Annotated in this window: 15 protein-coding genes; 8 read left to right on the plus strand and 7 right to left on the minus strand. The window is 69.4% G+C overall.

Features of this window, described 5'->3' with window-relative positions; all coding sequences use genetic code 11:
* Positions 1–45: 45 nt before the first annotated feature.
* Genes ON31_RS25750 through ON31_RS25760 form a run of 3 tightly spaced genes read right to left on the minus strand, consistent with a single transcriptional unit; the run spans position 46 to position 2410 of the window.
* A complete protein-coding gene (locus ON31_RS25750) occupies positions 46–933 on the minus strand; it encodes a branched-chain amino acid ABC transporter permease (protein WP_255222258.1) in 888 nt (295 codons plus the stop codon).
* Entirely contained in the window at positions 930–1655 is a 726-nt protein-coding gene (locus ON31_RS25755) for an ABC transporter ATP-binding protein (protein WP_039817340.1), read from the minus strand. Before ON31_RS25755 ends, ON31_RS25750 begins: the two co-directional genes overlap by 4 nt.
* Positions 1652–2410 carry an ABC transporter ATP-binding protein gene (locus tag ON31_RS25760; RefSeq protein ID WP_039817341.1) on the minus strand — a complete coding sequence of 253 codons (759 nt, stop codon included), beginning with the start codon at positions 2408–2410 and terminating at the stop codon, positions 1652–1654. The genes ON31_RS25755 and ON31_RS25760 overlap by 4 nt, the downstream gene beginning before the upstream one ends.
* Before the next feature lie 224 nt (positions 2411–2634).
* Between ON31_RS25760 and ON31_RS25765 the strand changes: the two genes are divergently transcribed.
* Positions 2635–3921, plus strand: a complete 1287-nt coding sequence (locus ON31_RS25765) for a PucR family transcriptional regulator (protein ID WP_051037752.1) — start codon at positions 2635–2637, stop codon at positions 3919–3921.
* 117 nt (positions 3922–4038) lie between these two features.
* On the opposite strand, the gene ON31_RS25770 is transcribed toward ON31_RS25765, so the two are convergent.
* Positions 4039–4938 (minus strand): LysR family transcriptional regulator, encoded by a 900-nt coding sequence (locus tag ON31_RS25770; protein WP_255222259.1) that lies wholly within the window; start codon positions 4936–4938, stop codon positions 4039–4041.
* A 178-nt stretch (positions 4939–5116) separates the two neighbouring features.
* On the opposite strand from ON31_RS25770, the gene ON31_RS25775 reads away from it, so the two are divergent.
* The gene (locus ON31_RS25775; protein WP_039817390.1) at positions 5117–6337 is read left to right on the plus strand and encodes an acetyl-CoA C-acetyltransferase; all 1221 of its coding nucleotides are present in this window, start codon (positions 5117–5119) and stop codon (positions 6335–6337) included.
* A 26-nt stretch (positions 6338–6363) separates the two neighbouring features.
* Here the strand turns inward: ON31_RS25775 and ON31_RS25780 are convergent, their stop codons facing one another.
* Complete coding sequence (locus ON31_RS25780) at positions 6364–8010, minus strand: acyl-CoA synthetase (protein ID WP_051037758.1); 1647 nt, start codon at positions 8008–8010, stop codon at positions 6364–6366.
* Between the two features lie 214 nt (positions 8011–8224).
* Between ON31_RS25780 and ON31_RS25785 the strand changes: the two genes are divergently transcribed.
* The 3 genes from ON31_RS25785 (at position 8225) to ON31_RS25795 (ending at position 11546) form a co-directional block, all read left to right on the plus strand.
* Positions 8225–8872 (plus strand): TetR/AcrR family transcriptional regulator, encoded by a 648-nt coding sequence (locus ON31_RS25785; protein WP_039817343.1) that lies wholly within the window; start codon positions 8225–8227, stop codon positions 8870–8872.
* A 149-nt stretch (positions 8873–9021) separates the two neighbouring features.
* Positions 9022–10176 (plus strand): esterase/lipase family protein, encoded by a 1155-nt coding sequence (locus ON31_RS25790; RefSeq protein ID WP_039817345.1) that lies wholly within the window; start codon positions 9022–9024, stop codon positions 10174–10176.
* A complete protein-coding gene (locus ON31_RS25795) occupies positions 10176–11546 on the plus strand; it encodes a lipase family protein (protein ID WP_063821567.1) in 1371 nt (456 codons plus the stop codon). Before ON31_RS25790 ends, ON31_RS25795 begins: the two co-directional genes overlap by 1 nt.
* Before the next feature lie 317 nt (positions 11547–11863).
* Here the strand turns inward: ON31_RS25795 and ON31_RS25800 are convergent, their stop codons facing one another.
* Together ON31_RS25800 and ON31_RS25805 are read right to left on the minus strand one after the other, a co-directional pair.
* A complete protein-coding gene (locus tag ON31_RS25800; RefSeq protein ID WP_081592739.1) occupies positions 11864–13159 on the minus strand; it encodes a PucR family transcriptional regulator in 1296 nt (431 codons plus the stop codon).
* Positions 13160–13349: 190 nt separating this feature from the next.
* The gene (locus ON31_RS25805; protein ID WP_039817346.1) at positions 13350–14987 is read right to left on the minus strand and encodes a long-chain fatty acid--CoA ligase; all 1638 of its coding nucleotides are present in this window, start codon (positions 14985–14987) and stop codon (positions 13350–13352) included.
* A 601-nt stretch (positions 14988–15588) separates the two neighbouring features.
* Here ON31_RS25805 and ON31_RS25810 point away from each other — a divergent pair.
* Genes ON31_RS25810 through ON31_RS25820 form a run of 3 tightly spaced genes read left to right on the plus strand, consistent with a single transcriptional unit; the run spans position 15589 to position 18749 of the window.
* A complete protein-coding gene (locus ON31_RS25810; RefSeq protein ID WP_039817395.1) occupies positions 15589–17052 on the plus strand; it encodes a flavin-containing monooxygenase in 1464 nt (487 codons plus the stop codon).
* A gap of 33 nt (positions 17053–17085) precedes the next feature.
* A complete protein-coding gene (locus ON31_RS25815; protein WP_051037754.1) occupies positions 17086–17745 on the plus strand; it encodes a HEAT repeat domain-containing protein in 660 nt (219 codons plus the stop codon).
* The gene (locus tag ON31_RS25820) at positions 17739–18749 is read left to right on the plus strand and encodes a HEAT repeat domain-containing protein (RefSeq protein ID WP_039817347.1); all 1011 of its coding nucleotides are present in this window, start codon (positions 17739–17741) and stop codon (positions 18747–18749) included. The genes ON31_RS25815 and ON31_RS25820 overlap by 7 nt, the downstream gene beginning before the upstream one ends.
* Positions 18750–18834: the final 85 nt, after the last annotated feature.

Consider the following 18834-nt stretch of genomic DNA (forward strand, 5'->3'; position numbering starts at 1 on the left):
GCGTTGCAGCCGTTGTTTTCTCCGTTAGGACCGTGGTCTCGTCACTCATACCCGCTCCACCACCGCTCGCCCGAACAGCCCCTGCGGTCGCAGCAGCAGGACGCCGAGGATGATCACCAGCGGCACGCCGATCTTGAGTTCGGTGCCGATGACGTCCACGTAAGCGCCGGTGAGGGTTTCGGTGACGCCGACGATGAGGCCACCGGCCACCGCACCGCCCGGACTGTCGAAGCCACCCAGGGTGGCGGCGGCGAAGGCGTAGATGAGAACCCCTCCCATCATGTTGGGTTCGAGAAAGAGCACGGGCGCGGACAGCACCCCGGAGACCGCGCCGACCAGGGCGGACAGCCCCCAGCCGAGGGCGAGGACGACGCCGACCCGAATACCGGACAGCCGCGCCGAGGCGGGATTGCTCGCCACCGCCCGCATGGCCAGACCGATCTTGGTGTAGCGGAAGAGCAGGTAGATGAGCGCCATGACCAGCGCCACCACCACGATCACGCCGAGGCTGCCGTACCCCGCGGTCACTCCCCCGGCACGTAACGCACCGTCCGGGAAGGGATTCGGGAAGGACTTCACCTGATACGACCAGATCCACCCGGCCGCGGCGTTGACGAAGAAGTAGAGGCCGACGGTGACGATCACGAGGGTGAGTTCGGGCGCGCCCTCGACGGGCCGGATCACCACCCGCTCGATGAGCATGCCGCCCAGGAACGAGACGACCAGCGTGGCGAAGAGCGCCTGCCAGAACGGCATTCCCATCTCGGTGAACTGCCAGGCCAGGAAGGCGGAGAACATGGCTAGCTCGCCCTGGGCGAAGTTGACGATGCCGGTGAACCGGTAGATGAGGACCATGGCCAGCGCCAGACCGGCGTAGATCGCACCGGCGCTGAGCCCTTCGATGATCTGTTGCAGCAGTCCGGACACGATCACACCCGGTATCCCAGGTAGGACCGCGCGACCTGGTCGTCGGCGCGGATGGCGGCGGCGGTGCCGGACAGCACGATGCGCCCGGCCTCGATCACATGCGCGTGCTGAGCGATCTCCAGCGCCAGGTGCGCGTTCTGTTCGACGACTATCACGGTGGTGCGCTCCTCGGCATTGATGGTGTGCACGATCTGGAAGAGCTCCTGGGTGACCAAGGGCGAGAGTCCGAGAGAGGGTTCGTCGAGCAGCAGCAGCCGGGGCCGCAGCATGAGCGCGCGGCCGATGGCCAGCATCTGCTGCTGGCCGCCGGACAGGCCGCCCGCGGATTCGGCCAGCTTCTCCCGCAGCACCGGGAAGAAGTCGAAGACACGGGCCAGGTCGGCGTCCACCCGGGTGCGGTCGCGTCGGGTGTAGGCCCCGACCCGCAGGTTCTCCTCGACGGTCAGCGCCGTGAAGGTGCCCCGACCCTCGGGAACGTGAGCGACACCCAGTCGCGCCACGGATTCCGGTGCGCGCCCGGTGATCTCGGTACCGTCGAGCCGAATCTCGCCACTCACCTTCACCATTCCGCACAGTGCCCGCAGCAGGGTGGTCTTACCCGCGCCGTTGGGCCCGAGCACCGCGCACACCTCGCCACGGCGGACCGCGAAGTCGACCCCGTGCAGCACGCGTGCCCCGCCGTATCCGGCGTGCAGGTCGTCGACGGTGAGGAACGGCCCCCCGCTCATGCGGCGCTGCCCAGGTAGGCGGCGATCACGGCCGGATTCCGCTGCACGGCTTCGGGTTCGCCGTCGGCGATGACGCGACCGAATTCCAGGCAGACGACGTGCTCGCAGGTGCCCATGACGAAGCCCATGTGGTGTTCGACCACGATCACGGTCAGCCCGAGGTCGCGTTGCAGGGCGCGCAGCCGTTCGGCGAACTCGTCGACCTCGCCGTGGCTGAGACCGTTGACGGGTTCGTCGAGCAGCAGCAGTCGGGGCCGCACCGCCAACGCTCGGGCCAGTTCGATGCGCTTGAGCGTGCCGAAGGGCAGGCCCGCGGCGGGCCGATCGGCCACCTCGGTCAGTTCCAACCGCTCCAGCAGTTCGTCGATCTCCGCGCGCAGCCGTGCCTCCTCGCTGCGCACCCGCGGCAGCCGCAGCCCCGCGGCCAGGAATCCGGCGCGGGCGCGGTGATGCGCGCCGACGAGCACGTTGTCCCGGACGGACATGCGGGTGAAGAGGCCGAGGTTCTGGAAGGTCCGGGCGATGCCGAGGTCGGCGAGCGCGTAGGGCGGCCGCTCCAGCAGTGACGCGCCCTCGTAGACGATCGATCCGGCATCCGGGGTGTACCGCCGGGTGAGGCAGTTGAACAGGGTCGTCTTGCCCGCGCCGTTGGGCCCGATGAGACCGACCATGCCGCCGGCGGCGACCCGGAAGCCGACGTCCGACAGTGCGGCGATCCCGCCGAAGCGGAGCGTGAGTTGGGAGATTTCGAGCATGCGTCCTCCGGCCCACCGCGCGGCGGCGGGCTGTCGTCGGTATCGAGCGCGAACCGCGCCCGCCACCGCAGGGATAGAACTCGCTCAGCGTAAATTCGCAGGTCAGGCGGCACACTGGACGCGGAGGACCAACTTCGCGGACGGCATTTGTCCCCCGTGGACATGGTCTGCGTCACATTCCCGGCGTTGACACGCCGGGGCGACACGTGGATTAATCCCGTCCCATGTCCGCTGGATCACAATCGATCGGGGCCGTGCATTACTCCGAGAGCGTGCTGGCCGCCCGCACGCGCATCGTGACCCGGCTCTTCGACCACGTGCACGACATGGCCGATATCGGTGTCGCCGCCATCATGGGCCGGATTCCCGCCTATGCCGCCCGCGACGAGACCTTTCACGCCGATGTGCACGATCAACTCGCCCAGTTGTGCCGGATCGGGCTGGGCGCGCTGCTGGAGAATCGGAAGGTGACGCCCGGCGATATCGCCTACACGCGACGGGCGGCGGCGCGGCGGGCGCGGTCCGGGCTCGCGCTGGTCGATTACATCAACGCCTTCCGGCTGGGTCAGCAGGCGCTGTGGAAATCCCTCATGGACTACGCGGGCGACTCCGAGGACGACCGCGAGGCCGCGCTGTCGATGGTGGTGCCGCTGAACCGGTACTGCGATCTGATCAGCACCCAGGCGGCCAACGCCTATCTGGAATTCCAGCGCTACCAGTCCGAGAACGGCCACGAGAGCCGGGAACTGCTGGAGACCCTACTGAGCGGCGCACTGCCGGACCGGGGTCCACAGCTGTCGCTGGCGCACGGGTTCGGCATCGGCGTCGACGCCGATGCGCCGCTGGTGGTGGTCACCGCCGCGATGCTGGATCCGCACGACACCGATTCGGACGCCACACAGCTCACCGCGTCGTCACTGGCTCGGGTGGGAGTCAACGGCCTGCGCACCCTGTCGGCGCCCCACCGCAACGAGGTGGTGGCGATTCCGGCGCTGGGCCGCGGCAGCACCGACGAGCTGTGCGCGCGGCTGCGTGAGACCCACGACAAGCTGCGGACGGCCGGGATCCGGCTCGCCGTCGGTGTGAGCCCGGTGGTCACCCGGATCGCGGATCTGCCACGGGCACACCAGGAGTCGCGCTCGGCACTGGAGCTGCTCCCGGAGGACGGCGGCGTCATGGCGCTACCGCATCTGACACCGTTCCGCTACCTCGTGCTGCGCGCCGACGACACCGCCCGGCATCTGGTGGACCCGCGCATCGCGACGCTGCTGGCCGAGGACCGCTCGCGGGGCGGGGTGCTGGCGGCGACGATCCGTGCCTTCGCCGCCGCGGACATGAATCTGCGCGAGGCGGCGGAAGCACTCTGCATCCACCCGAATACGGCGAAGTACCGGCTGGGGCGGATTCAGGAGCAGACCGGGCGGAACCCGCGCGGTGTCGGAGATCTGATCGACCTGCTGGTGGCGATCGAACTCCAGGACCCGCTGCGGCGTGACGAGGTCCCGCGCTAGTCGCACTCTCCCCCGGACGAATACCCGTGTCGTGACGCCGCAAGGCGATGAGGCCCGCCCGACGTCCGGAAGCGCGCCCGCCCAGCGTCCCCACAGTGCACCCGCCCGGCGGGCCGCTCAGTCGCTCGGTCCCGGGAAGACCTCGTCGGCGATCCGCAGCACCGCGCGCAGCGCCGGAGACGCGTTGTCCTCGCGCCAGGCGAGCGCGGCCTCGATGGGCGGCCGCTCGCCGCGCAATTCCTTGTAGACCATGCCGGGACTGCGGATGTGCCGCACCGACGACACTGTCAGGGTGACGCCCACGCCCGCCGCCACCAGGTCCAGCAGGGTGTAGGTGTCGCCGGCCTCCTGCACGATGCGCGGTGCGAATCCGGCCTGGAAGGCCGCCGCGACAATGTGTTCGCGCACGGTCGAACCGCGTGCACCGGGCAGGCTGACGAACGGGTCGTCGGCCAGATCCGCCACCTCGATATCGGGCGCGTCGGCCAGCCGATGATCGATCGGCAGCACCGCGACCAGTCGTTCGTACTTGTAGACGCGGGTACGCACGCCCGCTCTCCGCACCGGCATGCGCACGAACCCCAGGTCGATCTCGCGGTCGGCGATGGCGGCCACCGTCGCGCCCGCGTAATAGCCGCTCTCCAAACGCAACTCGATCCCCGGGTGCGCGGCACGCACCGCACGGGTGAGCGCCGGTATCTCCTCGCGGCTGCTGGGTCCGGTGAAGGCGATCGACACCCGGCCCACCTCGCCGCGTCCACCGGCACGGGCCGCGAACCGGGCGGCCTCCAGTTCGTCGAGCACGCGGCGGGCATAGGGCAGGAATGCCGTGCCCGCCGCGGTCAGCCGCACCGAGCGGGTGTTGCGCTCGAAGAGCGGGACGCCGAGTTCGCGTTCCAGGGCTCGGATCTGCTGGCTCAGTGGCGGCTGTGCCATATGCAGTCGTTCGGCCGCCCGACCGAAATGCAGTTCCTCCGCCACCGCGAGGAAGCCCGCGACATGACGGAACTCCACCACGGCCTCTACTAGGTAGATCTTCGTCTTACTGATTGAGTGATTCGGTATTGGAACTTACATGGTGTCGCCTGTCAGGCTGGAGCCGCGCGGCCGCCGCCGCCCATGCCGCCCTGCTTGTCAGGAGGCGGTGGCCGCGTTCGCCCTCGATCCGCTCACCTGTCGACATCCGGGAGCATTCTTGTCCTACGCGGTCATCTGCGAACCACTCCGCACGCCGGTCGGCCGATTCGGCGGCGTCTTCACCGACGTCGCACCGCAGGCCCTCGCCGCCACCGTGATCGCAGAACTGTTGCGCCGCACCGGCATCGAACCGAGCGCCGTGGACGATGTGATTCTCGGGCAGGCCGGGCCCACCGGTGAGGCTCCGGCCATCGGCCGGGTGGCCGCCCTGGACGCCGGGCTCGGCGTCGAAGTGCCGGGCGTGCAGGTGGACCGCCGGTGCGGTTCGGGTCTCCAGGCCGTGCTCCAGGCGTGTATGCAGGTGAGCAGCGGCGGCAGCGATCTGGTGGTGGCGGGCGGGGTGGAGTCGATGAGTTCGGCCGAGTTCTACGCCACCGGAATGCGCTGGGGCGTCACCGGATCGGGCGTCACCCTCGCGGACCGCCTGGCCCGCGCGCGCATCACGGCGGGCGGCAGGGATTTCCCGGTACCCGGCGGCATGATCGAGACCGCCGAGAATTTGCGTGCCGAATTCGGCATCGGCCGCGAGGAGCAGGACGCGCTCGCGGTGCGCTCGCACCGGCTGGCGGTGGCTGCGCAGGCGGCCGGACGATTCGCGGCCGAACTGGTACCGGTCACCGTGCCCGACCGCGGTGCCGGACCGGTCACGGTCGATCGTGACGAACACCCGCGCGCCGACACCAGCCTCGAGAAGTTGGCGCGACTGCGCCCCATCCGGCTCGGCGTCGACCCGAAAGCCACGGTGACCGCCGGGAATTCCAGCGGTCAAAACGACGGTGCGGCGGCCTGTGTGGTCACCACGCCCGCGCGGGCCGCGCAGCTCGGCCTGCGCCCCATCGCCCGCCTGGTGTCCTGGGGCGCGTCCGGGGTGGATCCGCGCACCATGGGTCTGGGTCCGGTGCCCGCCACCGATCGGGCGCTGGCGCGCGCCGGGCTCGCCCTCGCCGATATGGACGTCATCGAACTCAACGAAGCCTTTGCTGCACAGGTGCTCTCGGTGCTGCGGCTGTGGGGGCTGAGCGCCGACGACGAGCGGCTCAACCCGAACGGCTCCGGCATCTCGCTCGGACATCCGGTGGGTGCGACCGGTGCCCGCATGGTCGCCACCCTGCTGCGCGAGCTGGACCGCCGTGGCGGCCGCTACGGTCTGGCCACCCTCTGCATCGGCGGCGGACAGGGCTTGGCCGCCGTCTTCGAACGATGGACAGACCCCGCATGAACGAGACGCTGTCATCGGCGGTGAGATCAGAGTTCGCGCAGCCGCTTCTTCAGCACCTTGCCGGTCGGATTGCGGGGCAGTTCGTCGAGGAAGACGACGTCGCGGGGGACCTTGTAGCGGGCCAGGTTCCGCTTCACGAAGGCTTTGGTGTCCTCCTCGGTGAGGGTGGCGTCGGGCTGCCGGACCACGAAGGCGCGCAGGCGGGCGCCGAACCGCTCGTCGTCGACGCCGATGACCGCGGCCTCCCGGATCTCCGGATGCGTGTGCAGCAGCTCCTCCACTTCGGCCGGGAAGACGTTCTCGCCGCCGGAGACGATCATGTCGTCGTCGCGGCCGTCGATGAAAAGCCTTCCGGCGGCGTCGAAGTGGCCGACGTCGCCGGAGGACAGCAGGCCACGCACGCGTTCCTTGTCGCCGCCGCCGGTATAGCCCTCGAACTGCACCGAATTGCCGACGAAGATGCGGCCGGTGGTGCCGGTGGGTACCCGACGGCCCCGGTCGTCCAGGATCTCCACCCGCGCGCCGAGCACGGGGCTGCCCACGCAGCCGGGTTCGACGGCCAGATCGTCCGGGGTGGCGATGGTGGCGTAGGCGACCTCGGTGGAACCGTAGACGTTGTAGACCACCGGCCCGAACAGGCCGGTCAGGTCGCGGGCCAGCTGCGCGCCGAGTTGGGAGCCGCCCACGAAGATGATGCGCAATGCGGTGAGATCCCGGCCCACCAGCGCGCGGCCGCCGAGGTCGACGATGCGGGCGAGCATGACCGGCACCGCGATCACCGTGGTGACCCGGTGTCGCTCCATGCTCTCGATGGTGGTCCGCGGGTCGAAGCGGCGGCGGATCACCAGGGTGGAGCCGAAGCCGAGACCCAGCATGGCGCAGGCGAATCCGAGGGTGTGGAAGATGGGGGCGCAGCACTCGGTGACCTCGCCCGCGCGGAAGGGCACCTTCGACAGCAGCGCGCCGAGGGCGGCCAGGGATTTCGGTTCCGCGCGCGGCGCACCCTTGGGGGTGCCGGTGGTGCCGGAGGTCAGCAGGATCAGCTTGGGCATGGCCCCGGGGGCGGGCGGCGGCGACGGGTCGCCCTCGGCGATGAGCGCTTCCAGGCAATCCGGACGGGTCTTCTCGGTCCAGGCGCGCCAGGTGCCGTGCCGCGGTGCGACATCGGCGAGCATCTCCCCGTACTCCTCGTCGTAGACGAGCAGGTCGGTGCCCTCCCGGGTCGCGACGTCCCGGATCTGCGGCCCCGCGAAGTCGGTGTTCAGCAGGATGATTCGCGCACCGCACTTGGCCGCGGCGAACACCGCGTCCAGCAGGCCGCGGTGATTGCGCGCCAGGATGGCCACGCCCTCACCGCCGCGCAATCCCCGCGCCCGCCAGGCATTGGCCAACCGATTGGACCGCTCCTCCAGCTCGGCGAAGGTCAGCGACCCGAGTTCGTCGATGACCGCCGTCCGGTTGCCGTACCGGGCCGCCGACAGCGTCAGTCCCGCCGCTATGGTGCCGTACCGCAGCATGGCGGTGGCCGCCGCCACCATGGTCGCGGGCGATTCGACGCTCACCACGCCGGTACGCAGCACCAGCCGCGCCGATTCGACCTCCGTGTACGCACGATTCCCCACCGCTTTGAGCAACCCGACCGTCACCCGGTCCTCCTCGTCCCGCCCATCCACGTGCTGGCATCCGCCCGCAACCCCACCGTACGGCGGCCGTCGGCGGAACGGAACGACCACATCCGCCATACCGGACCCGCGCGCCGGAGCTGAGCCGGTCGATCGGCGATTTCGGGCGTGAGCGGCGGTGCACCTTGCCCAGCGGAGTTTTCACCAGCCCACTCCCTGAGAGTCGGTCGGTGGTCCAGGCGCACTCGCACCTATTCTGTGCGGTGTGAGTGAGGAGGCCGCGGGGCCGCTGCCGCGCGGACGGCATCGGCTCAGTCGCGAAGAGGTGACGAGTTCGCAGTACCGCAGGCTGTGTACCGCGGTACTGGAGTCGGTGGGCGAGGTCGGCTACGCGGCGACCACCGTGGCCGATATCGTCGGCCGCGCCAAGGTGGCGCGCCGCACCTTCTACACCATGTTCGGCGGCAAGGACGAATGTTTCGCCGCCGCATACGATCTGGCGGTGCAGGCCGCGCTGGACGGGCTGCGTGACACGGTCACCGGCATGGAGGGTGTGCGCTTCGCCGACCGGGTGCGGATCTCCTTCGAGATCTACCTGGCCTTCCTGGCGAGCCAGCCGGGCGCGGCGCGGGCGCTCTACGTGGAAACCCTCGCGGCGGGACCGGCGCTGGTCGCCCACCGCGCCCGCGTGCACCGGATGTTCGCCGACTACATCATGGCGGTGGCGCGCATCGGCGTCCGCGAGGGCGATCTGCCCGCCGACCCGGATCCCGAGGCCATCGACATGCTGCTCGGCGGTATCGACGACCGGGTCCGCAACTGTCTGCACGAGCGCGGCGCGACCGCGCTGCCGCTGCTGGCTCCGCTGTTCACCCGCACCGCCATCGCCCTGGCCAACCCGCTGCCCGAGTGAGCCCTGTCACCCGCCACAAACCGTCACCCGCTCCCGCCCGGCCGCTTTGTCGGTTGACACAGCGTGAGTGACATGCGGGATTCGCCCGCCCTACCGTCGAATTCGGGTTCGGGACGGTCCCGGTTCGGGACAATGACGAAAGGTTTCCGATGCAACGAGGTATTCGGATGCTGGTGAGTGCCGTACTCACCGGTGCCGCGGCCGCGACCGTGGCTTTCTCGGCCGGAGCGGCCGACGCCGAGCCAGAAATTCCGGCCACCCCCGAGGGGCTGGCCAACTATATGAACTCCCTGTTGAATCCGGCCGCCGATGGGCGCACGCCAGAGTTCATCGTGGATTCCGGCAGTAGTTCGGGCAGTGGTTCCGGATCGGCGACCCCCCGCAGCTTCGCCACCGATACCCGCGGAAACGGTCCGGAGGTGTCGTCGTTCCTGGCCGCGTTCGCACACGGACTGTCGAATCCCGACGCGGCCCCGCCCGGTACGAACGACTGGAATTGCCGCCCGTCCGCCGAACACCCGCGGCCGGTGGTGCTGGTGCACGGCACCTGGCTCAATGCCTACGACACCTACGCGTATATGGCGCCGCAGCTGGTCCGCGCCGGATTCTGTGTGTTCACCACGAATTTCGGACGGCTCGGAGTGCTCGACGGCGGTGGTGTCGGACCGATTCTGCCCGGTCGCTACGGCGTCGGACCGATGGAGGATTCCGCGAAACAGTTGGGCGTCCTGGTCGATCGAGTGCTGGCCACGACCGGTGCCGACAAGGTCGATGTGATCGGCCATTCCCAGGGCGGCCCGGTCACGAGTCACTACATGAAATTCGAGGGCGGGCACGACAAAGTAGGCAAGCTGATCACTTTCGGCGCGACCAATCACGGCACCTCGCTGTTGGGAATGGCGACACTGGGCCGGATCATCACGAATCTGGGCGTCAATATTCTGGGTTTCTATCAACCCATTATCGGGGCCGCGAATATTCAGCAGGCGGTCGGTTCACACTTCTACGCGGTCCTGAACGCCGACGGTGATACCGTGCCGGGCGTCTCCTACACCTCGGTCGGCACCCGGCACGATCAGATCTCCAATCCGTACGAGTGGACCTTCCTCCAGGCGGGGCCGGATGCGACGGTCGAGAACATCACCCTGCAACAGGGTTGTGAGCAGGACTTCTCCGACCATCTGACGCTCATGTACTCGCCCCGCGCTATCTCCATCGCGCTGCGCGCACTCGATCCGATCGCTCATCCGGAGCTGGTGTGCAGTTTCAACCCCTGGATGATCGGCGGCGGAGGGAAGCTGTAATGCCGCAGACCGCACCGGCCGTGCCGCTCCGGCCACAACCCACCGCCCACACTCGGCCGGTGCTGCCCGACGCGGACCCGTTCCACGCGGCCCCCGCCGAGCTGGAGCGGTTCGCGCCCGGCGAGATACTGCGCTCCCGCCAGGTCGAACTGAGCCTGTTCGGCGTGGTGCCGCAACGGATCTCGGCCTGGCAGCTGCTGTACCGCACCCGTGATCTGGACGGCGTCCCGGAAGCGGCGGTGACCACGGTCGCGCTGCCCTGGGAGGCCGATCCGGACGCCTCGCGGCCGCTGGTGTCCTTTCAGTGCGCCATCGACGCCGTCGCCCCGAAGTGCTTCCCCTCCTACGCGTTACGGCACGGCGCGCGGGCGCTCGGCGCCATTCCGCAACTGGAGCTGCCGCTCATCGCCGCCGCCCTGGCGCGCGGCTGGGCGGTCTCGGTCCCCGATCACGAGGGCCTCAGCGGTCGGTTCGGCGCGGCCCGGGAGCCCGGCTACCGCGCGCTCGACGCGGCCCGCGCCGCCCTGCGCTTCGACCCGCTCGGTCTGGACGCCGGCACGCCGATCGGCCTGTGGGGTTATTCCGGCGGCGGTCTGGCCACCAGCTGGGCGGCGGAACTGGCCACCGACTACGCCCCCGAACTGGATATCGTCGGCGCGGCCGCGGGCTCACCGGTGGGTGATCCCGCGGCCGCCTTCGTGCGCATGAACGGTTCCGCCTTCGCGGGTTTCGCCATGGTGTTCACCGCCGGGCTGCGCCGGGCCTATCCGCAGCTGGATCGCATTATGCGCACCCGGGTCTCGGCCGACTACCTGCGGCTGCTGCTGCGCGCGGAGACCAGCGCCACCATCCCGCTGCTGGCCAAGCTCGCCTTCCGCAGTGTCGACAATCATGTGCGCGGCGGTGTCGACGCCTTCCTCGACCATCCGGAGATGCGGCGCATCCTCGCCGACATCCGGCCCGGCCACCGGGTTCCGGATATGCCCATGCTGGTCGTGCAGGGCGTGAACGACGAGGTGATCGCCGTCGGCGATGTCGACGCCCAGGTGTGGCGCTACCTGTACGGCGGCGGCCACGTGCACTATCTGCGCGATCGGCTCAGTGCCCATCTGCCCCTGCAGTTCCTGGGCGCACCGGTCATGATGGATTGGCTGGCCGACCGTTTCGCGGGCCGTCCGCTCCAGCCCGCCGGGATCGATACGGTGTGGTCGGTCGCGACCTCGCGCCGGGCCCTGGCCCAGCACCGGGAGTTCGCCGAGCTGTGCGCGAGAATGGTTACCGGCAGCCCGATTCGGGAGCGGATCGAGATCGCCGCCGATTCCCGGCCGGTGAACCCACATCGAAACGATGCGGAAGTCGCACCGGCGTGACGACGATCGGCGCCGGGCGGTCCCATGCTCCACGCCGGGCAGTCACGTGCTCCGCGCCGGGCGAAGCCGAGCGCTGCGTCGAGTCGATCACGCCCGGCACGTCGAGCCGATTCCTCGCTCCATGCCGGGGCGAAGCCGTGCTCCGCGCCCCGGTCCTACTTGCGCGAGGATCGGGGCGCGTTCGTGTCCAGCGGGTACTGTCCACGCCCACCGTCGCCCCGTTTCTCTCGGTGGCACCGCATTCCTCGAATGCGCCGCGCCCCTCAGACGCGCCGCGCCCCCGGACTCGCTGCGCCTCCGGATGCGCCCCAGCCCGCTCAGATGCGCTGGAATTCCTTGCCCGACAGGTTGATACCGCGCGACGGCAGCCCATCGGCGGCGGCGCTCCCCGCCGCCGAATTCCGATACGTCCGCGCCACCAGCGAAGACCGCAGATGCCACAGCCCGGACGGCCGCGACGGATCGAAACCGGTCAGCTGCGCGATGCGCTTGAGCCGGTAGTCCACCGTATTGGTGTGCACACCCAGCACCCGCGCGGTGCGCTGTCGGCTGTGGTCGCTGCCGACGTAGGTGCGCAGCGTCTCCATGAGGTCCGGATGCTCGTCGAGCGGGTCGAGCAGCGCACCGAGGTGTTCGCGGCCCGGCCCGGGCCGGGTGAGCTGGTATTCGACCGCCAGATCGTCGAACCGGTACAGGCCCGGCGCGCACTGCAGCCGGTGCACCATGTCGAGCAGTTCGTGCGCGCGCTCGGCCGCCTCCGGAATGCCGCCGGTCGCGGTGTGCACCACGGTGGCGGTCAGTGCGACCCCGGTGGCCGCGGACAGTCGGCTCACCAGATCGGCCACGGGCAGCGGTTCCGGGGTGGGCACCAGCACGGTGCCGCCCTCGGTGCCGAGCAGCGACAGCCCGCGACCGGCGGTGTGCGCGGCCAGCGCGGCCTGGACGCGCCGTAGCGTGCGGCGGGCGGCGACGGTGAGATCGAGTCCGGGGCGCGGCTGCGGTGCCGGAATACCCAGGGCAAGCACCGAATACGAGTCGGCTATCTCCACTCCCCCGGAGCGCGCCATGGTGGCCGCGGAGCGTCCGGCCAGCAGTGCGGAGGTGACGGTCTGCACGGCCGTGTGGTGTTCGGCCGCCGCCGCCCGGTGTTCGCGCACGTAGGCGACCGCGAAGGCAGCGTTGATCAGCGCGAGGATCTCCAGGAACCGCTGGGCGGTGAGCATCAGCCGGGCGTAGTCGTCGGGTCCGGCGGCCTCCAGCACCAGCCCGAAGGCGAGTTCCACGCCGTCGCGCACCGCACGGTGGATGGCCCCGATGGGAATGCCCTCGCGCGCCCATTCCGCGCCCGCCCGGTGCAGGCGTTCGACCTTGTCCTCGACATCGTGGCCCTCGAGGACGCCGGTGGCGAGTTCCACGCAGGTCCGGGTGACGTTGGTGACCTCGCCGCGCAGCACCTCACCGGGCAGATTGCCGATGGGGGTCACCACCTCGGTGAAATGCGTGACCAGCCGCTGCGACAGTGCCCGCGCGTCGTGCAGTGGAGCCGAGATCGTCTGCACCGCCGCGAGCCCGTTGGACGCGGTGGTTGTTGCGGTATGTCCTGTACCGATCATGCGCGACTCCACTACAGCTGCTGAAAAACGTCGACGTTTTGGGAACGCTGACGTTCCTATTGAGGCTCCACTGTAATGGCTGTCACGCGCGGCGGCAATCACGCATGACGGCGCACTCGTGCCAGCACAGACGCCGATGGCGGGTGCGACCGAGAAGTCGCACCCGCCACCGGGATTCGATCGGAATGGATCAGGACAGCGTGGTGACCGTCAGCTCGCCGTCGGCGTACTGACCGCGCAGCCGCTTCTTGTCGTACTTGCCCACACTGGTTTTCGGCACCTCGGAGATGAAGGTCCAGTACTCCGGCAGCTGCCACTTGGCGAACTTGTCGACCAGGAATTCGCGCAGCTCTTCAGGTTTGGCCGTCGCGCCCTCCGCCAGCACCACCGCGACCAGCGGTCGCTCGTCCCACTTCTCGTCCGGAATGCCGATGACCGCGGCCTCGGCCACCGCCGGGTGCCCAACGATCGCGTTCTCCAGATCCACCGACGAGATCCACTCGCCGCCGGACTTGATCACGTCCTTGGAGCGGTCCACCAGCGTCAGGTAGCCATTGGGGCTGATCTTGCCGACATCGCCGGTGCGCAGCCAGCCGTCGTGGAACTTGTCGGGGTCGACCTGCGCGCCGTCGGGCGAATAGTAGGAGCCGGTGATCCAGGGCCCCTTGACCTCCAGTTCACCCAGCGAAACACCGTCGTTGGGCACGACATTGCCGTCGTCGCCGACCAGCCGCGCCTGCACACCGGCCGGGAAGCGGCCCTGGGTGTAGCGGTAGGCCCAGCGCTCGTCACCCTCGGTGCCGGTCGGCGGGTGCGAGACCGAACCCAGCGGCGAGGTCTCGGTCATGCCCCAGGCATGCAGCAGCTTCACGCCGAACTTCTCCTCGAAGGCGTGCATCATCGACGGCGGCACCGCCGCACCACCCACAACGCAGGTGCGCAGATGCGAGATGTCCTGCGGCTGCGCGGCCAGCGTGGCCAGCACCCCGCCCCAGATGGTCGGCACGGCCGCCGCGAAGGTGGGCTCGACCGCGGCCATCATCTCCAGCAGCGGCGCGGGCTGCAGGAAGCGGTCGGGCATGAGCAGATTCGACCCGGACATGAGCGCGGCGTATGGAATGCCCCAGGCGTTGGCGTGGAAGAGCGGCACGATGGCCAGCACGGTGTCGTCGGCGGTGAAGCCCATGCCGTTGGGCGCGCACACCTGGGCGGCGTGCAGCCAGTTGGAGCGGTGCGAGTAGACGACGCCCTTGGGGTCGCCGGTGGTGCCGGAGGTGTAGCACATGCCCGCGGCGGAACGCTCGTCGATGATCGGATAGTCGAAGGTATCCGGCTGCGCGGCAAGCAGTTCCGCGTAGGAGTGCACCTGCACGCCCTCGGGAGCGGTGAGCGCGGCGGCGTCGCCGTTGGCCACGATGACGTGGCGCACGGTCTTCAGGCTGGGCAGGTACTGGGCGAACATCGGCAGCAGCGTGCCGTCCACGATCACGACCTGGTCCTCGGCGTGATTGGCCACGTAGATCAGCTGCTCGGGGAACAGCCGGATGTTCAGGGCGTGCAGCACCGCGCCCATGGCGGGCACGGCCACGTACGCGACCATGTGCTCGTTGTTGTTCCACATGAAGGTGCCGACCCGATCGCCGACGCCGACGCCGAGTCCACGCAGGGCATTGGCCAGCCGCGCCGCATCGGCCCCGATCTCCCGGTAGGTCTGCGTGCGGACGCCCTCCCCGGTCCAGGTGGACACGGTGCTGTCGCCCTGGAAGGTGGATGCGTACGTCAGCAGCGTCGCCAGCGACAGCTGCTCATCCTGCATGGTGCTCAACATTTCCAACCGCTCCCTCGCGCTTCCCTGAGTGACCGTGAGACAGGTCACTAACCGGCGAGGATAGCCGAAATCGGACATCATGTGATCGGGGGTACCAAACATGTCCTCTTCACCAGGCGACAACTGATCTCGTGAGGTCCGGGGTAACTCGCCGGGTACGCCCATAATGGTTTCGGCAGTCGACCGCAAGCACGCGTGCACAACCGGCGACGGCACTCGGCCGTGCGCTGAAGACGCGGAGAGGCGGGGGAGCTTGCGGGCGGCGAACCCCACCTTCGCCGCCCGCAAGCTGAATGTCGACACGCCGCCGCCCCACGCAGCGCCGAGCCGACCCGGAGGTCTCAGCACGGCATCGATGGGCAACGACACCCCCTGCGGCGCCGCAGAAAACACCAATCCCGAACCGAGACAAGCAAATTGAAGTAAATTCTTCCGTGAAATATATGCGCTACTGTCTGGGCTGTCCAGTCGAGCGCAGACCCGCTGGTTGAGACAGTGCCGCCCGGGGTACCCCGCTGCGCCGATCATGGTGGCCGAAAATACCGATTCCATGTCCCGCGATGTCTTCGCTACCGGCCACCCGGCCCTCTACCGTCGGTGTATGAGTCGTGAGCCGTCCATTCTGATCATCGGCGCGGGTTTCGCGGGCCTGGGCATGGCGCTGGAGTTGCGCCGCCACGGCATAGGCAACTTCACCCTGCTGGAGAAGGCCGCCGAGCTGGGCGGCGTCTGGCGGGAGAACACCTACCCGAACGCGGCCTGCGATGTGCCGTCCCCGCTGTATTCGTGGTCGTTCGAACCGAAATCCGATTGGCCGCGCCGTTTCTCGCATCAGCGCGACATCCACGAATACATGCGCGCGGTCGCCGACAAGTACCGCATTCCCGAGCACATCGAGTTCGGCGTGGAGGTCACCGACGCCGAATTCGACGAGCGGGCGGGCGTCTGGCGGGTGACCACCGCCGACGGTGCGACCCGCACCGCCGACATTCTCATTCCGGCCGTGGGCCAGCTGTCGCGCCCGGCCATGCCGAATCTGCCGGGTATCGAGTCCTTCACCGGCGCGGCCTTCCATTCGGCGCAGTGGGATCACAGCGTCGATCTCACCGGCAAGCGGGTGGCCTGCATCGGCACCGGAGCCAGTGCCATTCAATACATTCCGGCCATTCAGCCGAATGTCGAGCACCTCACCCTCTTCCAGCGTTCGGCCGCCTGGATCCTGCCGAAGTTCGACACCGAGTATTCGGCGCTGCACCACGCGCTGTTCAAGTACGTGCCGCCGGTGCGGTTGGCCGAGCGGTTCGCCATCTGGTCCTTCTTCGAGGTGCTGGCGCTGGCGCTCACCGATATCCCCGCGATCAAGTCGCCCGTCATCGCCATCGCCGACCGGCACCGGGAGAAACAGGTCCCGGATCCGGAACTGCGTGCCAAGCTCACCCCCGACTACGCGGCGGGCTGCAAGCGCGGCCTGTTCTCCAACGAGTACTTCCCGGCGCTGGCGCAGCCGAATGTGACCGTGGAGACCACGGCCATCGAGGCGGTGACACCGACCGGCATCCGGACCGCAGACGGCGTCGAGCACGCGGTCGACGTGATCGTCTACGGCACCGGTTTCAAGGGCACCGAGTTCCTCGCGCCGATGAACATCTACGGACTGGGCGGCCGCAAACTGTCCGACGAGTGGGCGGCCGAGGGTGCCCGCGCGTACCTGGGCATGTCCGTACCGCACTTCCCGAACATGTTCATGATGTACGGCCCGAACACCAATGTGGGTTCCGGCTCCATCATCTACATGCTGGAGGCGCAGGCCCGCTACATCCGCCAGGCCATCGGCTATCTGGCGCGGCGGCCGGGCAGCTTCGTGTCCGCCCGCCCGAATGTCGAACAGTCCTGGGACGATTGGCTCCAGCACCGCCTGAAGGACACCCCCTGGAACTTCTGCTCCAGCTGGTACCGCAATGCCTCGGGCCGCATCACCAACAACTGGCCCGGCGCCACCGTGCTGTTCCGCTGGAAGACCCGCACGTTCGAGCCGGGCGACTACGAGGTGGCCGCGCGCGCTTGACCTTGTCACAGTGACAAGGTGTTCAGTGGCGGCATGAACACACGAGAGGGACTACTCGCCGGGCTGGCCGCCGAGAACTCGTCCACCCGGCTCGCGGCGGCACTGGCGATCGGCACCCGGCGCGAGCCGGACGCCGTCGACGCACTCGTCGCCCGGTGCGCGATCGAGCCGGACTTCTTCGTGCGCGACATGCTCACCTGGGCGCTGACCCGCTATCCGCCGGAGCTCACCGTCCCGCGCTTGCGCACCGAGTTGCGGGCGGAAGCCGCGCAGGCCCGCAGTCAGGCGCTGCACACGCTGTCCAAGATCGGGGACCGCGCGGTGTGGCCCGACATCACCACCCGGTTGCTCCGCGACCCCGACGACGAGGTCGCGCGCAGTGCCTGGCGGGCCGCTGTCATTCTGGTACCCGAGGCCGAGCGGGCGAGCCTGGCGACGGAACTGGGTGCGTTGCTCGGTCGCGGTGATCGGGAACTACAGCTCAGCCTGAGCCGTGCCCTGGTCACATTGGGCGAGGTGATCGAACCGGTACTGGACACGGCGGCCGCGAGCCGGAATGCGGCTGTCCTGGCGCACGCCCGCGCCACGCAGCGGCTGCTGCACGACCCGGACGCCGGCTTCGAACTCGCCATCGACGAGGCGCGCCGGATCGTCGCGCTCGGACCGGATCGGAAGGAGGCGAATGCGTGCTGATCGGTGAGGTGGCACGGCGGCTCGGCGTGAGCGCCCGCATGCTCCGGCACTACGACTCGCTCGGCCTGGTCCGGCCGACGGGCCGCACCCTGGGCGGCTACCGCGAGTACGCGGCCGCCGACATCCGCCGCCTCTTCCTGGTGGAAGGGCTGCGCTCGCTGGGACTGTCGCTGCGCGAGATCGGGCGCGCGCTCGACGACCCCGAGTTCAGCCCTGCCACCCTGGTCGGCGACCTCATCCGGAAAACCGAGGACCGGCTGGCCCGCGAACGCGAACTGCTGGACCGCCTCCGCACTGTCGACGCCGCCAACCCCGACGACTGGCAGGACGTGCTGCGCATCGTCGAACTCCTGCACGCCCTGCGCTCCCCCGATGCCGCCCGCCGCCAACAGGCCGTCCTCGCCCCCGCCGAGGACGCCGCCATGCCCGCCGACCTGCTGGCCGACGCGATCCTGACCGAATCCGACCCCAATGTCGCGGGCGCGCTGCGCTGGGCGCTCGCCCGCGCGGGCGGTGACGGCGTCTCGCAGCTGGCTCGCGGCCTGCGCTCGGAAGACGCCGCCATCCGTCTGCGCGCGGTGCTGGCACTGGCCGAACTGCCCGGCGACGAGTCGACCGCCGCCCTCACCGAGGCCCTCACGGACCCCGACCCCGACATCCGCCGCCACGCCGCCCTGGCCGCGGGCGCCCGCGGCATCACCCAGTCCATCCCCATCCTCGTCCACACCGTGGCCACCGGCCCCAACGACATCGACGCCGCCGAAATCCTCGGCGCCCTCGCCCACGACCCCGCCTGGTCCACCCCCATCCTCACCGCCCTCACCAACGAATTCACCGCCCACCCAACAGATCCCGCCGCCCGAATCCGCCTCACCCAATCCCTCGCCGAACTCCCCACCCCCCTGGCGACCCCCACCCTCCACCACCTCACCCGAGACCCCGACCGCACCGTCTCCGGCATAGCCACCGCCCTCCTCCATCGCCCCACCGCCCAGACCCCCTGACCACCCCGAAAACCCCTGTACGAACACCCCCACCCCCGTGCATGCTGTCCTCACCCCGGTGACCCGGTAGACTCCCCGGCGTCCA

Origin of the sequence: Nocardia otitidiscaviarum NBRC 14405 (genome assembly GCF_000308635.1) — a bacterium.
Classification (GTDB): Bacteria; Actinomycetota; Actinomycetes; order Mycobacteriales; family Mycobacteriaceae; genus Nocardia; species Nocardia otitidiscaviarum.

What these genes read in the sequence shown, in the direction of transcription:
- ON31_RS25755 (WP_039817340.1), bottom strand. Translation starts at nt 1,655, where the DNA reads ATGAGCGGGGGGCCGTTCCTCACCGTCGACGACCTGCACGCCGGATAC.
- ON31_RS25760 (WP_039817341.1), bottom strand. Translation starts at nt 2,410, where the DNA reads ATGCTCGAAATCTCCCAACTCACGCTCCGCTTCGGCGGGATCGCCGCA.
- ON31_RS25765 (WP_051037752.1), top strand. Translation starts at nt 2,635, where the DNA reads ATGTCCGCTGGATCACAATCGATCGGGGCCGTGCATTACTCCGAGAGC.
- ON31_RS25790 (WP_039817345.1), top strand. Translation starts at nt 9,022, where the DNA reads ATGCAACGAGGTATTCGGATGCTGGTGAGTGCCGTACTCACCGGTGCC.
- ON31_RS25795 (WP_063821567.1), top strand. Translation starts at nt 10,176, where the DNA reads ATGCCGCAGACCGCACCGGCCGTGCCGCTCCGGCCACAACCCACCGCC.
- ON31_RS25800 (WP_081592739.1), bottom strand. Translation starts at nt 13,159, where the DNA reads ATGATCGGTACAGGACATACCGCAACAACCACCGCGTCCAACGGGCTC.
- ON31_RS25805 (WP_039817346.1), bottom strand. Translation starts at nt 14,987, where the DNA reads ATGTTGAGCACCATGCAGGATGAGCAGCTGTCGCTGGCGACGCTGCTG.
- ON31_RS25810 (WP_039817395.1), top strand. Translation starts at nt 15,589, where the DNA reads ATGAGTCGTGAGCCGTCCATTCTGATCATCGGCGCGGGTTTCGCGGGC.
- ON31_RS25815 (WP_051037754.1), top strand. Translation starts at nt 17,086, where the DNA reads ATGAACACACGAGAGGGACTACTCGCCGGGCTGGCCGCCGAGAACTCG.